This window comes from Comamonas sp. F1-6 (genome assembly GCF_039581415.1).
GTDB classification, from domain to species: domain Bacteria; phylum Pseudomonadota; class Gammaproteobacteria; order Burkholderiales; family Burkholderiaceae_C; genus Comamonas; species Comamonas thiooxydans.
The window spans coordinates 120,347-133,074 of sequence record NZ_JBCPWN010000016.1 but is presented as its reverse complement, the minus strand read 5'-3'; the positions used below and the strand labels follow the sequence as shown (position 1 = coordinate 133,074).

The window sequence follows — 12,728 nt, the reverse complement described above, 5'->3', positions numbered from 1 at the left end:
CGATGCTGACCTCGTGCCCGCGTGCGCGCAGCTGCTCAACCACGGCGGCATCGAAGGACGGCTCCACGGCCACTCCCTTGCCGCCGGTCACGCGCCAGCGCGGTGCATCGGCCGCAGCCTGCGGGTTCTGGCCGTAGCGCAGCACGCGCAGGGCCATCTGCAGATGGCCCTGGCTCTGCATCGGACCGCCCATGACGCCGAACGCCATTTGCGGCGTGCCGTCGGCATGCATGGCAAAGGCCGGAATGATAGTGTGCGAGGGACGCTTGCGCGGGCCGACCTGGTTGGCATGACCGGCCTCGGTGGTAAAGCCATGGCCGCGGTTCTGCAGGCTGATGCCCGTGCCCGGCACGACCACGCCCGAGCCGAAGCCCATGTAGTTGGACTGGATGAAGGAGACCATCATGCCGCTGGCATCGGCCGCCGCCAGGTAGACCGTGCCGCCGGGCCGGGGCGCGCCGCAGCCCGGTGCACCGGCCAGCTTCGGATCTATGAGACTGGCGCGTTCGCGCAGGTAGTCGCGGTTCAGCAGTTGGGCGGGAGTGACGCGCATATGGTCGAGGTCGGCGTTGTACTGGTGCAGGTCGGCAAAAGCCAGCTTCATAGCCTCGATCTGCAGGTGCACGCTGTCCACGCCGTCCAACGGCTGCGATCCCGCGCCCAACTCGTCCAGCATGCCCAGCGCCATCAGCGCCGCAATACCCTGGCCGTTGGGCGGGATCTCGTGGATAACCGAATCGCCGAACTTCTGCGACACCGTGCCCACCCAGTCGGCCTGGTGCGCGGCCAGATCTTCCTCGCTCATCACGCCGCCGCAGGCCCGCGAATGCTCGACCATCTTCCTGGCCAGTGCGCCGCGGTAAAAGGACTCGCCCATGGTCTCGGCAATCTCTTCCAGCGTGCGCGCATGGGCTTCGCTCCTGAACACCTCACCGGCCCGGGGAGCGCGGCCACCAGGCAGAAAGCACTCGGCAAAGCCGGGCTGGTCGCCCAGCTTCTTGCCACCCAGCTCCCAGAGCGTGGCAATCGTGGGCGAGACCGGGAAACCGTTGCGCGCATAGTCGATGGCGGGCCGGGCCACCTGCGTGAATGGCAGCTTGCCGAAGCGCTTGGACAGCGCCACCCAGGCCGACACGGCGCCGGGCACGGTCACGGCATTCCAGCCCTTCTCCGGTATGCCGCCCAGCTGGGCAAAGTAGTCGGGCGTCCAGCCCTCAGGCGAGCGGCCCGAGGCGTTGAGGCCGTGCAGCTCCTTGCCGTCCCAGACGATGGCAAAGCCGTCGCTGCCGATGCCGCAGCCCGTGGGTTCGACCACGGTCAGCGTCATCGCCGCGGCCAGTGCCGCATCCACGGCGTTGCCACCAGCCAGCAGCATGGAGAGGCCGGCCTGGGCGGCCAGCGGCTGCGAAGTGCTGACCACATTGCGCCCCAGCACCGGCGAGCGGTTCGAAGCATAGGGAAGCGTCCAGTCCTTGATGAGGTTGGTCATATTTAAGTCCGATCAGTGATTCATGGGCGCCGCGCTTAACACTGACACGCCCCAGGCCAAAGGCATCGAGCAAGGGCCGCCTCACGGCGGGAAGCGCCTAGCCGAGGATGCCGTCCCCCGGCGCAGCCGCACAGGGGGTTGCATATGTCATTCCAAAGTAATGTGGTTGTCCCTGATGACCTTGGCCCAGCGCGCGCTGTCGGCCTGCACCATGGCCGCGAACTGCGCGGGCGTCTGCGGCTTGGCGGGCTCCACGCCCTGCTTGGCCAGGCTGGCGATCACCTCGGGATTCTGGATGGCGCGGTTGAAGGCCTGGTTGATTCTTGCAACCAGCTCGGGCTTCATGCCGGCCGGGCCGTAGATGCCGAACCAGGTGACCGAGGAATAGCCTGGCAGGCCGGATTCGGCCACCGTGGGCAGATTCGGAGCCAGCGTGCTGCGCCTGTCGCCGGTCACGGCCAGGGCGCGCAGGCGGCCGCTGGCCACATGGGGCATGCCCGTGGGGATGGAATCGAACAGCAGATGCACCTGGCCTGCCGCCAGATCGGTGATCGACTGCGCCGTGCCCTTGTAGGGCACATGGGCGAGCTGTATGCCGGCCTGCGCGGCAAAGGCGGCGGTGTTCAGGTGCACGATGGTGCCATTGCCGCTGGTGGCGTAGTTGAGCTTGCCGGGGTTGGCCCTGGCATAGGCAATCAGCTCCTGCACGCTCTTGACCGGCAGCGAGGGCGTGACCAGCAGCACGCTGGCTGCATCGGCCGTGTGGGCGATGGGACTGAAATCCTTGTCCGCCTTGTAGGCCAGCCTGGGCATCAGATGCGGCGAAATCGCATGCGTGCTGCTGGTGGTGAACAGCAGGGTGTAGCCGTCGGCCGCCGCCTTGGCGGCCTCGGCCGTACCTATGGTGCCGCCGGCGCCGGGCCGGTTGTCTATGACCAGTTGCTGGCCCAGCTCCTGCGATACGCGCTGCGCGATCACGCGTGCCACCAGATCGGTAGCGCCGCTGGCCGGAAACGGCACGATCACGCGCACCGGTCGGCCGGGCCAGGCGGCCTCGCCCTGGGCCAGGGCCGGAAAGGCCAGCAAACCACCGGCCACGGCCGCAGCGGCCTGAAGCCACTGGCGGCGCGTCGTTGAAACAGTAAACCGTGCCCGCATGGCAACTCCTGCAGAAATGGAGGGCTGGCCGCTGCCTGGCGACCATCGAACGGGAGATCTTAGAAAACCGGGGCATTTGCCGCTATCGGCAAATTTGCAAGTCATCGTTGCCAAAACAGCAAACCGAGCACAATGGCGCTTTGCTCTCACCGACTGTCATGCCCGAGTCCCGCCATTTGCTGCTGCAAGACACCGCGCTGCGCTACTTCCACGAAGTCGCGCAATGCGGCTCGCTGAGCGAGGCTTCGGCAAGGCTGCATGTGGCGGCCTCGGCCATCAGCCGACAGATTGCGGCATTGGAGGCGCGCCTGGGCACGCCGCTGTTCGAGCGCCACCCGCGCGGCATGGTGCTCAACGCCGCCGGCGAGATCCTCGCCGATCATGCGCGCCGCGCGGGGCTGGACGCGGAGCGCGCGCTCGACGAGATCAAGGCCTTGCAGGGCCTGCGCAGCGGCAAGGTGCGCATCGCCAGCTCCGATGCCTTCGCCAGCGAATTCCTGCCGCGCCTGTGCGCGGCCTTCCAGCGCGAGCACAGCGGCATCGTCTTCGAAGTGACGGTGCTTCCCACGCACGAGGTTTCCGGTGCCGTGCGTACCGGCACGGCCGACATAGGTCTGTGTTTCAGCCGGGCCCCCGAGCCCGGCATCGCCGTCGCCTGCCGCGTGGCCGCGCCCGTGCTGGCGCTGGTGGCATCCGGCCATGAACTGGCGCAGGAGCGCAGCGTGGCACTGGCAAGGCTGGTGCGCTATCCGCTGGCATTGACGCCGCCCAGCACGGCCGTGCGCCAGCTGCTGGATGCAGCCTGCAGCCGCCAGGGACTGATGCTGGCGCCGGCCCTTGAGAGCAATCACGGCAAGACGCTGCTGAACTTTGCGGCCCAGGGCACGGCGGTCGCCGTGGCCAGCGAAATCGCCGCCCGCGACATGGTGGCCACAGGCGCGCTCGTGGCCGTGGCGCTCAGCGACCGCGGCATGGATCTGCGCGATATCGAGGTTCAGACCCTGGCCGGCCGCACGCTGCCACATGCGGCACAGTCCTTTCTGGAACTTTTGCAGCTGCGCCTGCCCGCCGCCTGGTGAAAAGACGGCCGAAGACCTCGGCTCAATCCGCCTTGGGGCGCAGCACCAGCCAGAGCGACAGCGCAATCAGCCCGCCACCCATGGCATGAGCGATGGTCAAGGACTCATCGAGCAGGGCCCAGCCCCAGAGCACGGCAAACACGGGCACGATAAAGGTCACGGTCAGCGCCTTTTGCGGGCCTTCATCGGCAATCAGCCGGAAATACAGCACATAGGCCAGAGCCGTGCTCAGCAGGCCCAGCAGCGCCACATTGCCCCATGCCAGCAGCGGAGCGGCCTGCAGCCTGGCCAGCATGCCGGGCTCCAGCGCCATGTCGATGAGCAGCGCCGGTGTCAGCACCATCAGCGCGCCCAGCTGGCTGATGAAAACGGCAGCGCGCGTGTCCACAGAGGCATTGGCACCCGCAAGCCTGAGCGTCAGATAGCTGGAAAACGCATAGCAGACCGTGGCCACAAAACAGGCCGCCATGCCGCCCAGCACGGCTGCGCCGAGATCCAGCGGCCCGGCCTGGGCCAGCACCGCCACACCGCCAATTCCGAGCAGCACGGCAGCCACACGCGCGGGCGTGATCGCCTCGGCAAACACCAGCGCTCCCACCACGGTAGCAACCAGTGGCGTGGTGGCATTGAAGATGGCGCTATAGCCCGATGGCAGCACCTGGGCCGCCAGCGCGTACATGAGAAAGGGGATGCCGGAATTGATGACACCCAGCCCCAGCAAGGGCCAAAGATAGCGTCCTAGCCTGGGCCGGTAGCCCATGGCAAACAACGCCGCGCCAAGGCCCAGCGCCGAAAACAGGCCGCGTCCCACGGCCGTGGGCACGGCCCCCAGATGGGGTACGGCCACGCGCATGAATAAAAAACTGCCGCCCCAGAGGGCGGCCAGTGTCATGAGTCGGATCAGGCTGGCTACAGACATACAGGACATTGTGCACAGCACCGGCCTGCACGCCTGTCACAACTGCCGAATGCCAGGATCAGTGAATCTGCACCAGCACATCGTCCAGCGTGGCACCGGCCTCTTCGGGCACCGGGCGCGTGAGCTGCGGCACCTTGTAGATGCTGGCATCGGCATGAATGAGGCCTATGTCATAGCGCTGGCCGGCCAGATAATCGCCCACCGACTCCAGCACGATGGGGCTGCGATGCAGATGCTCGGTGGCCCGCAGTTCGTCGAGCGAGAGCCAGACGCTGCGCACGATGCCGTCGTCCAGATGGCGCTGGGCATGGTGCATGCCCAGATCGCCCGTAAAGGCAAAGCGCAGATAGGTGATGTCCGAGCCCGTGCGCGTGCGCACAAAGCGGTTCATGTAGATGCCGACCAGAGCCGTGGGCGTGAAGCTGTAGGCCGTCTCTTCCATGACCTCGCGCACACAGGCATCGACAGGGCTTTCGGAAGGGTCGAGATGACCGGCCGGCGTGTTCAGACGCAGTCCATCCGCCGTTTGTTCTTCCACCAGCAAAAAACGGCCATCGCGTTCGATGATGGCCGAGACAGTCACATTGGGTTTCCAGCGATTGGGCATGGCGGGCATTATCCTTGTCCCAACCCGACGATGTGTCAGATAAATCCCACCATATAGAGCGCTCCTTCGCCGTAACTGGCCAAATGTTGTTGCTGCGCAGCATTTGTCACGGATTCGACCACATAGCCTTGACGCTCCCAGTAAAGCCGGGAGTCCTGCACCGAAACCAGTGCCGTGCGCTGCACGCCGCGCGCTCTGGCCTGTGTCTTCAGGACCTGGACCATCCGCTGCGCCAGGCCCTGGCCGGCTGCAGCCTCGGACACAGCCATATCGTGCAGATAGAGCACGCTGGCGTCGTCATATTCGGTAAAGTCGCCGTTGAGCGGCGTGATGGCTCCGGGGCGCGACCAATAGGCTGCCAGATAGGCCACCAGCTCGCCGCCCTGCTCTGCCGCCCAGGAACAATGCCCGGCCGTCCGCAAACGGCGCACAAACACCTCGCGCGGCTCCGAAAAGTCCGCACCATAGCAATGCTGCTGTATGCGCATCACGGCATCCACATCGTCCGCGCCCAGCGCACGCAGCTGAATTGGCATCGACCCCGTCATCAAAAACTCTCAAATCAATAGCTGTCAACGCTTATCAGTCAATGGCTGACGGCCAATTTCAATCAAAATCTGGCACATAGCTTAGCAAGCCGTTCATCTCGCAGCAGTCTGTAGGCGCTATCGCAATGGTAATGATTCTCAATTGGAAACTCAGCGCCATCCTACCTACCATTCATTCATCGCTCAGGGAGAAACAGATGACACGCTTGATCAAGACATTGCGCCAGAACCAGCTCACGCTGACCAAGACCGCCAGCTACTACGTGATACACATCACCGTCGCCGCCTGCGTCGCCTATGCCGTGACCGGCAATCTGATTGCCTCGCTGACGCTGAGCCTGCTCGAACCAACGGTCCAGGCCTTTGCCTTCTTCTTCCATGAAAAAGTCTGGGAGCGCCGCCTGAAGAAACGCGAGCAGCAAGCGCTTGCCGGACAGGCACTGAGCGCCTGAGAGCCGTCTATGAACGCCGACCAGCCCACCACTTTTACGCAATGGCTGCTGCAGTCCCTGGCCATGCTGGGCGACTGCAACGGCTATCTTCATGATCTGTAGAAATCATGTGAACAAGCCTTTTGATAAGCCATGGGTAAATATTGAATATCCCAGACTCTTTGTGAGCTTCTGATCATTCGCGCCAGAAAATCATCCGAGCCTGACTCTCCGGCATCAGAAAATACTGTGGATAAGTAATGCGGAAGATGCCAATTCGGACTCGCTCCCATGGGTTTGCGGCTATTTGCCAAACCGGGCCCAAGGCCAACAATGGCCGGGAATCCAAGGAGTTCCCATGCAGCTTGCAGACCGCCAGACATCCGCAGACCTCGCGCGCCACGACGAACAATGGCTGAGGGCCCACTGGATGCCGTTCACCGGCAACCGCAACTTCAAGGCCAGGCCCCGCATCATCACGGGCGCACAGGGCGCCTACTACAGCGATGCCGATGGCCGGCGCATTTTCGACGGCCTCTCGGGCCTGTGGTGCTCGGGGCTGGGCCATGGGCGCCCCGAGATCGCCGAGGCCATTGGACAGGCCGCGCTGCAGCTCGATTACGCTCCCGCCTTCCAGTTCGGCCACCCGGCCTCGTTCGCGCTGGCCAACCGCATCGTGGCGCTGATGCCCCAGGGGCTTGAGCATGTGTTCTTCACCGGCTCGGGCTCGGAAGCAGCCGACACCTCGCTGAAGATGGCGCGCGCCTACTGGCGCGCCAGGGGCCAGGGCACCAAGACCCGGCTGATCGGGCGCGAGAAGGGCTATCACGGCGTGAACTTTGGCGGCATCTCGGTAGGCGGCATGGGGGGTAACCGCAAGATGTTCGGCCAAGGGGTCGAAGCCGACCATCTGCCGCACACCCAGCCGCCAGCAGGTTCGTTTTTCAAGGGCCAGCCCCAGACCGACGGGCGCGCCCTGGCAGACCGGCTGCTCGATCTGATCGCCCTGCATGACGCCAGCAATATCGCCGCCGTGATCGTGGAGCCCATGTCGGGCTCGGGCGGCGTGGTGATTCCGCCCGCCGGCTATCTGCAGCGTTTGCGCGAGATCTGCACCCAGCACGACATCCTGCTGATCTTCGACGAGGTCATCACGGGCTTTGGCCGCCTCGGAGCGATGACGGCGGCCGAAGCCTTTGGCGTGACGCCGGACATCATGAATATCGCCAAGCAGGTCAGCAACGGCGCCCAGCCGCTGGGAGCCTGCGTGGTCACGCCCGCCATCTATGAGCAGTTCATGGAGGCAGGAGGGCCGCAGTACATGCTGGAATTTGCCCACGGCTATACCTATTCGGCCCATCCCGTGGCCTGCGCGGCAGCCATCGCGGCACTGGATCTGCTGCAGCGCGAAGACGGCCCGGGCCGCGTGCGCGCACTGGCCCCCTTGTTCGAGCAGGCCGTGCACAGCCTCAAGGGCGCCAGGCATGTGCTGGACATCCGCAATATCGGCCTGGCGGCTGGCATCACGATCGCCCCCCTGCCCGGCGAGCCCGCCAAGCGCCCTTATGAGATCGCCATGAAATGCTGGGAGGCCGGCTTCTATGTGCGCTACGGCGGTGACACGATTCAGCTGGCGCCGCCCTTCATCAGCGAGCAGGCCGAGATCGAGCGGCTGATCAACGCACTCGGCGATGCGCTGCAGGCCACTGACTGAACTATCAAATCAGTAGCTTCAATCGCTTACCTATAAAGCGATTGAAGCATTTTTCATCCAAATTCAGGAAAGCTGTGCCGCCAGGGCTTCGAATTCGGCGACAGGCACTTCTTCCGCGCGGCGCTGCAGGTCGAACTCGCCGGCAAAGCCCTTGGCTTCCAGCCACTTGCCCAGGGTGTTGCGCAAGATCTTGCGGCGCTGGCTGAAAGCGACCTGCACCAGCTCTTCCAGCAACTTGGGATCGAGATCCGCAGGCTGCTCGCGCGGAATCATGCGCACCACGGCACTGTCCACCTTGGGAGGCGGATTGAAGCTGCCCGGCGGCACGAACAGCACATCTTCCATGGCGTAGCGCCACTGCAGCATCACCGACAGACGGCCGTAGGCCGAGGTGCCGGCGTCGGCCACCATGCGGTCGATGACTTCCTTTTGCAGCATGAAATGCTGGTCCTGCACCACATCCACCTGCTCCAGCAGATGAAAAAGAATGGGGCTGGAGATGTTGTAGGGCAGATTGCCGACCACGCGCAGCTTGGCCACGCCCAGACGCGCAGCCAGCGCACGGAAGTCCACCTTGAGCACATCGGACTCGACCACGTCGAGATCGTCGCGCAGACGCAGACGGGCCGCCAGGTCGCGGTCCAGCTCGATCACGGTGAGCTTGCCCAGGCGCTCGACCAGGGGCTGGGACAGTGCCATCAGGCCGGGGCCGATCTCGACCATGGGTTCGCCCGCCTTGGGGTCGATGGCCTGGACGATGTTGTCGATGATGGCGCCGTCGGTCAGGAAGTTCTGGCCGAAGCGCTTGCGGGGAATATGTTTCATGAATGCGAAAGCGGTGCCTGGGCACCGCTTGGAATGAGGGGGAGCTTCGATGCCCGGTGCGCAATGATGACATTACCGGGCACTTCAAGCGGACTGAATGGGCTTATTGGGGCGGCTCGCGGTATTCCACAAAGGCCTTGCCGCGCAGTTCCTTGAGCCAGGTTTCGTAGTCCTGCTCGGCCTTGCGCTCGCGCACCACGTTGCGCACCATTTCGCGCTGCTCGCGCTCGGTGAGCTTTTCCTGGCGGCGCTCGATCAGCTGAATCAGGTGCACGCCGAAACGCGACACCACGGGGTTGCTGATCTGGCCCGGCTGGAGGCTGTCGAGCACGCGCTCGAACTCGGGCACGAACTGGCCGGGCGAGGACCAGCCCAGATCACCGCCATTGCGCGCGCTGCCGTCCTTGGAGAACTCCTGGGCCAGTTGCTGGAAGGTGGCCTGGCCGGCTTCCACGCGACGCTTGTAGTCCTCCAGACGCTTGGCCGCCTGGGCTTCGGTCATGCCATCGCCTACGGTCAGCAGAATATGGCGGGCGTGGTTCTGCGTGATGTATACAGGTGCTCCGGCCTGAGATTTTTCCAGCACCTTGAGCACGTGGAAACCTGCGCCCGAACGAAACGGACCGACGATGGCACCGACAGCCGAATTGCCCACCTGCTGAGAAAACAGCTCGGGGTAATCGCTCATGGGGCGCATGCCCATGGCGCCGCCACCCTGACCGTTGGGTACATCCGAAAATTCCCGCACGGCGGCGATGAAGTCAGGATTCTTGCGCGCCGCTTCTGCCGCCTGCTTGGCCTTGGCCTCGCGCTCCGCCACCACGGCAGGGCTGGCATTTTCAGGCACGGTGATCAGGATGTGGCCCAGATTGGCTGCGGCACCCGCAGCCGCATCGCCTGGGCGCTTCTGGTCCTTGAGATAGCGATCGATGTCTGCTTCCGCGACCTTGACGCGACCGTCCACATCACGCTCGCGCACACGCTGCATCAGCATCTGGTTGCGGATCTCCGAACGGAACTGCGCTTCGGAAATCCCTTCGGCCTTCAGGCGCGACACCAGGCCGGCCTTGTCGGTATTGTTCTGGCGCGCCACATTGGCCACGGCCTGATCGACCGTCATGTTGTCAATGTTGATGCCCGTGTCCTTGGCTTCCTGCAACTGCACGCGCTCGACAATCAGGCGCTCCAGAACCTGGCGGGCCAGCTCGCTCTGGGACGGCAGCTGCCCGCCCTGCTCGGTCACGTTCTGCGCAACGCGCGCCATGCGCGCACGCACTTCGTTATTGGTGATGGGCTCGGAATTGACCACGGCCACGATGTAATCGGCCGAGCGAACACCCTGTGCGGCTGCCGGAGCCTGACGCCCCGAGGGCTGGGCCGTAGCCTCCAATGCACGCGAGATGGAGGAGTCATTGCCAGCCTTGGCCTTGCTGCCGGGACTCTTCAGGCCCTGGGCCTGCACACCGGCAGCCATTACAGCCAGTGCCACGGCAACAGCACATGCATTGGATGTCTTGGAGAAAAAACGCATGAAAAAAGCCTTGATTAATCGTAATTGGTAAAGCGGCTGGGCGGAGTCACCGCCTCACGCAAATATTGGTAGCGCGGCACATTCTGCTTGAGACTGGAGGTGGGGTCGGCACCAAAGCTCAGGCGCGAGAAGCCCACGAACTCCATCTGGAACAGCAGACGCAGATTGGACTGGATGACCGAGCTTTGCAGACGCTCCAGCACCACACGGCCAATCCAGCAGCAACCGTCGTATTCGAAGCCGACCACGGTATCCACCAGCTTGTTGTCCTTGATGGAGTAGTTGAGGCGGCCCACGGCATACCAGCGGCCACCGCCCTGGCCGCGACCGGCGCCCAGATCCTTGCCCTTGTCACCCCAGAGGTCGTTGATGGGCCATTGCCAGCCCACGTCCACCAGCTCGCTGGACGGCTTCTTGGTGACCGTATCCAGCTGCGTGCGGTAGCCGATGTTGAAGGTGCGATAGTTGCCCGGACTGTAACGCGCCGTGGCCGTGGTACGGACCGTGCGGTTCAAGTCCTTGTTGTACTGGGTCGTACCTTCCAGCGACCATTTGTCGGTCCAGTTGAAGGCAGCACCCAGCAGAATATCGGACAGCTTGCTGGTAGCAGCCACCTCACCGGGCAGCAGCACGCGCTGATCTGACAGGCGAACGCGCTGGGCCACGGCGAACTTGAGCTTTTCCGCACCGCTTTCAGGGTCGATGAAGCGCGAGGTCGCGCCCAGCGTCATCAGATGGTTGTCGGCAATGCGGTCCTGACCGACATAGTCGTTCTCGGAAAAAATACTCGCGAAGTTGAAATCGCTGCGACCCGTATCGTAGAGCGGCAGCATGCTCTGATCGCGATAGGGCGTATAGGTATAGAAGGCTCGGGGTTCGAAGGTCTGCAACAGATTCTTGCCGAACCAGGAGGTGTCGCGCTCGAAGACCAGGCCGCTGTCCAGGCTGAAGGTGGGCAAGGTCCGGTTGGCGCTCTTGCTGCCGTTGCTCATCAACTGATCGGTCTGATACATGGAGGTATGCAGCATCAGCTTGGGCGTGATGAAGGCGCCGGGAGACAGGAATGGCCGGCTCAGCTGCGCCTGCACATAGCTGCGCTGGCCGTTGTTGCCGACCTGACCCGTGATGGGGCGAATCAGCTCGAAGCGTGTGGTGTCGGCCACCACGGAGAAATCCAGCCCATGCGGCAGGTCCAGCGGCGTGTAGCGGTACTGCAGCTGCGGCACCATGCTGTAGGGCGGCGCAATCGGCGAAGTCACATCCTGCTGCACTTGATAGCGCAGCACATTGAGGCTCAGCACCCCATCGCCCTTGGCCCAGCTCAGATTGGCCGTGCTGGGCAGCAGGCGCTGGCGCAGCGCCACGGGAGCCAGGCGGAAGTCGCGCCAGTAATCACCGTCGCTGACGCGGCTCAGATTGAGGTTCAGCCCCAGACCGCCGACCGGCGTGTCGAAGCTCGCACGATGCTGCCAGGAATAGCCCCAGCGATCGCGGTTGCGCAGATTGTCTCCCAGCATGTAGCTGGCATAGGTCTCGCCCGAGTAGCTGGGCTCCAGATAGCGGAACTGCCCCGTCAGGTTCACGCCGCGCTTGGTCATCAGCGAGGGCGTGATGGTCATATCGCGATTGGGTGCGATATTCCAGTAATAGGGCTGCGAATACTCGATACCGCCAAGCTTGTCCATGCCTATCATGGGCGGCAGCAGGCCCGATTTGCGCTTGTCCGAGAGCGGAAAGCTCATGCGCGGCACGGGCAGGACAGTCACACCCTTGAACTTCAGGGACGCACCCTCGGCCACCCCCACCTCTTCGGCCATGTCCAGATGAATGGTCTTGGCCTCGAGCACCCAGCTCGGCTCCCAGCTGGCCTCATCATCGCGCTGGCAGGTGGTGTAGGTGGCGTCATGGACGACCGAACGATCCTTGTCGATGAAATCCACTCGCGAGGACTCGCCATGGCCACCCGTGGCCAGAAAGCGATAGTTGGCGTTGTCGAACTGGCCCTTGAAGGCATCCATCTGCAGATCCAGCGCCGTACCCTCGTAGACATTGCCGGCCTGGTTGATGTGGACCGAGCCCACGGCGTTGATCCTGTCGTCCGGAACCGCATAGTCGAGCTTGTCCGCGCGGATCATGGTGTCGCCGCGGCGCAACTCTGCCCCGCCATGAACCGAGGCCTTGAGATCGGGCTGACCGGACAGACTGTCACCTTTGATATAGATGGGCTGCTGGTCACGCACTTCCTGAGGATAGCTCTCCTGCAGCGCGCTGCTGGACTTGAGCTCCAAGGCTGGCAGCTCGCCCGCGACGCTGGAGGAGGACGATCCGCTCGCTTCGGCCGACTGGGCATAGGCCTGCATGCCAGCACCCGCCCATGCCAGTGCCACAGCCCATGCCAGAGGACGAATCACCGGCCGAGCAGTCCCC

The 12,728-nt window shown here is 64.0% G+C and carries 11 protein-coding genes; 3 read left to right on the top strand and 8 right to left on the bottom strand.

The genetic code is table 11. The annotated features are described in order from the left end of the window. Together AAIL66_RS16720 and AAIL66_RS16715 are read right to left on the bottom strand one after the other, a co-directional pair. On the bottom strand, positions 1–1,489 hold a 1,489-nt coding region (locus AAIL66_RS16720; RefSeq protein ID WP_343497261.1), incomplete at its 3' end, for a gamma-glutamyltransferase family protein. Between the two features lie 147 nt (positions 1,490–1,636). Beyond that, entirely contained in the window at positions 1,637–2,647 is a 1,011-nt protein-coding gene (locus tag AAIL66_RS16715) for a tripartite tricarboxylate transporter substrate binding protein (RefSeq protein ID WP_034406493.1), read from the bottom strand. Between the two features lie 158 nt (positions 2,648–2,805). Between AAIL66_RS16715 and AAIL66_RS16710 the strand changes: the two genes are divergently transcribed. Then, positions 2,806–3,726, top strand: a complete 921-nt coding sequence (locus tag AAIL66_RS16710; protein ID WP_034394441.1) for a LysR family transcriptional regulator — start codon at positions 2,806–2,808, stop codon at positions 3,724–3,726. Positions 3,727–3,748: 22 nt separating this feature from the next. On the opposite strand, the gene AAIL66_RS16705 is transcribed toward AAIL66_RS16710, so the two are convergent. Genes AAIL66_RS16705 through AAIL66_RS16695 form a run of 3 tightly spaced genes read right to left on the bottom strand, consistent with a single transcriptional unit; the run spans position 3,749 to position 5,800 of the window. Then, entirely contained in the window at positions 3,749–4,645 is an 897-nt protein-coding gene (locus AAIL66_RS16705; protein ID WP_343497260.1) for an EamA family transporter, read from the bottom strand. Positions 4,646–4,703: 58 nt separating this feature from the next. Beyond that, the gene (locus AAIL66_RS16700) at positions 4,704–5,261 is read right to left on the bottom strand and encodes an NUDIX hydrolase (protein WP_059440011.1); all 558 of its coding nucleotides are present in this window, start codon (positions 5,259–5,261) and stop codon (positions 4,704–4,706) included. Between the two features lie 26 nt (positions 5,262–5,287). Continuing rightward, entirely contained in the window at positions 5,288–5,800 is a 513-nt protein-coding gene (locus AAIL66_RS16695) for a GNAT family N-acetyltransferase (RefSeq protein ID WP_343497259.1), read from the bottom strand. Positions 5,801–5,997: 197 nt separating this feature from the next. Here AAIL66_RS16695 and AAIL66_RS16690 point away from each other — a divergent pair, with 197 nt between their 5' ends. Together AAIL66_RS16690 and AAIL66_RS16685 are read left to right on the top strand one after the other, a co-directional pair. Next, positions 5,998–6,252, top strand: a complete 255-nt coding sequence (locus AAIL66_RS16690; protein ID WP_003066898.1) for a DUF2061 domain-containing protein — start codon at positions 5,998–6,000, stop codon at positions 6,250–6,252. Between the two features lie 337 nt (positions 6,253–6,589). Next, positions 6,590–7,945 carry an aspartate aminotransferase family protein gene (locus AAIL66_RS16685; RefSeq protein ID WP_343497258.1) on the top strand — a complete coding sequence of 452 codons (1,356 nt, stop codon included), beginning with the start codon at positions 6,590–6,592 and terminating at the stop codon, positions 7,943–7,945. A 63-nt stretch (positions 7,946–8,008) separates the two neighbouring features. On the opposite strand, the gene rsmA is transcribed toward AAIL66_RS16685, so the two are convergent. From rsmA to AAIL66_RS16670, 3 genes are all read right to left on the bottom strand, one after another. Further along, complete coding sequence (gene rsmA, locus AAIL66_RS16680) at positions 8,009–8,770, bottom strand: 16S rRNA (adenine(1518)-N(6)/adenine(1519)-N(6))-dimethyltransferase RsmA (RefSeq protein ID WP_003072305.1); 762 nt, start codon at positions 8,768–8,770, stop codon at positions 8,009–8,011. Between the two features lie 103 nt (positions 8,771–8,873). Further along, entirely contained in the window at positions 8,874–10,301 is a 1,428-nt protein-coding gene (locus AAIL66_RS16675; RefSeq protein WP_343497257.1) for a peptidylprolyl isomerase, read from the bottom strand. Positions 10,302–10,315: 14 nt separating this feature from the next. After that, positions 10,316–12,661, bottom strand: a complete 2,346-nt coding sequence (locus AAIL66_RS16670; RefSeq protein ID WP_343497264.1) for an LPS-assembly protein LptD — start codon at positions 12,659–12,661, stop codon at positions 10,316–10,318. Positions 12,662–12,728: the final 67 nt, after the last annotated feature.

What these genes read in the sequence shown, in the direction of transcription:
- AAIL66_RS16715 (WP_034406493.1), bottom strand. Translation starts at nt 2,647, where the DNA reads ATGCGGGCACGGTTTACTGTTTCAACGACGCGCCGCCAGTGGCTTCAG.
- AAIL66_RS16710 (WP_034394441.1), top strand. Translation starts at nt 2,806, where the DNA reads ATGCCCGAGTCCCGCCATTTGCTGCTGCAAGACACCGCGCTGCGCTAC.
- AAIL66_RS16705 (WP_343497260.1), bottom strand. Translation starts at nt 4,645, where the DNA reads ATGTCTGTAGCCAGCCTGATCCGACTCATGACACTGGCCGCCCTCTGG.
- AAIL66_RS16700 (WP_059440011.1), bottom strand. Translation starts at nt 5,261, where the DNA reads ATGCCCGCCATGCCCAATCGCTGGAAACCCAATGTGACTGTCTCGGCC.
- AAIL66_RS16695 (WP_343497259.1), bottom strand. Translation starts at nt 5,800, where the DNA reads ATGACGGGGTCGATGCCAATTCAGCTGCGTGCGCTGGGCGCGGACGAT.
- AAIL66_RS16690 (WP_003066898.1), top strand. Translation starts at nt 5,998, where the DNA reads ATGACACGCTTGATCAAGACATTGCGCCAGAACCAGCTCACGCTGACC.
- AAIL66_RS16685 (WP_343497258.1), top strand. Translation starts at nt 6,590, where the DNA reads ATGCAGCTTGCAGACCGCCAGACATCCGCAGACCTCGCGCGCCACGAC.
- rsmA (WP_003072305.1), bottom strand. Translation starts at nt 8,770, where the DNA reads ATGAAACATATTCCCCGCAAGCGCTTCGGCCAGAACTTCCTGACCGAC.
- AAIL66_RS16675 (WP_343497257.1), bottom strand. Translation starts at nt 10,301, where the DNA reads ATGCGTTTTTTCTCCAAGACATCCAATGCATGTGCTGTTGCCGTGGCA.
- AAIL66_RS16670 (WP_343497264.1), bottom strand. Translation starts at nt 12,661, where the DNA reads ATGCAGGCCTATGCCCAGTCGGCCGAAGCGAGCGGATCGTCCTCCTCC.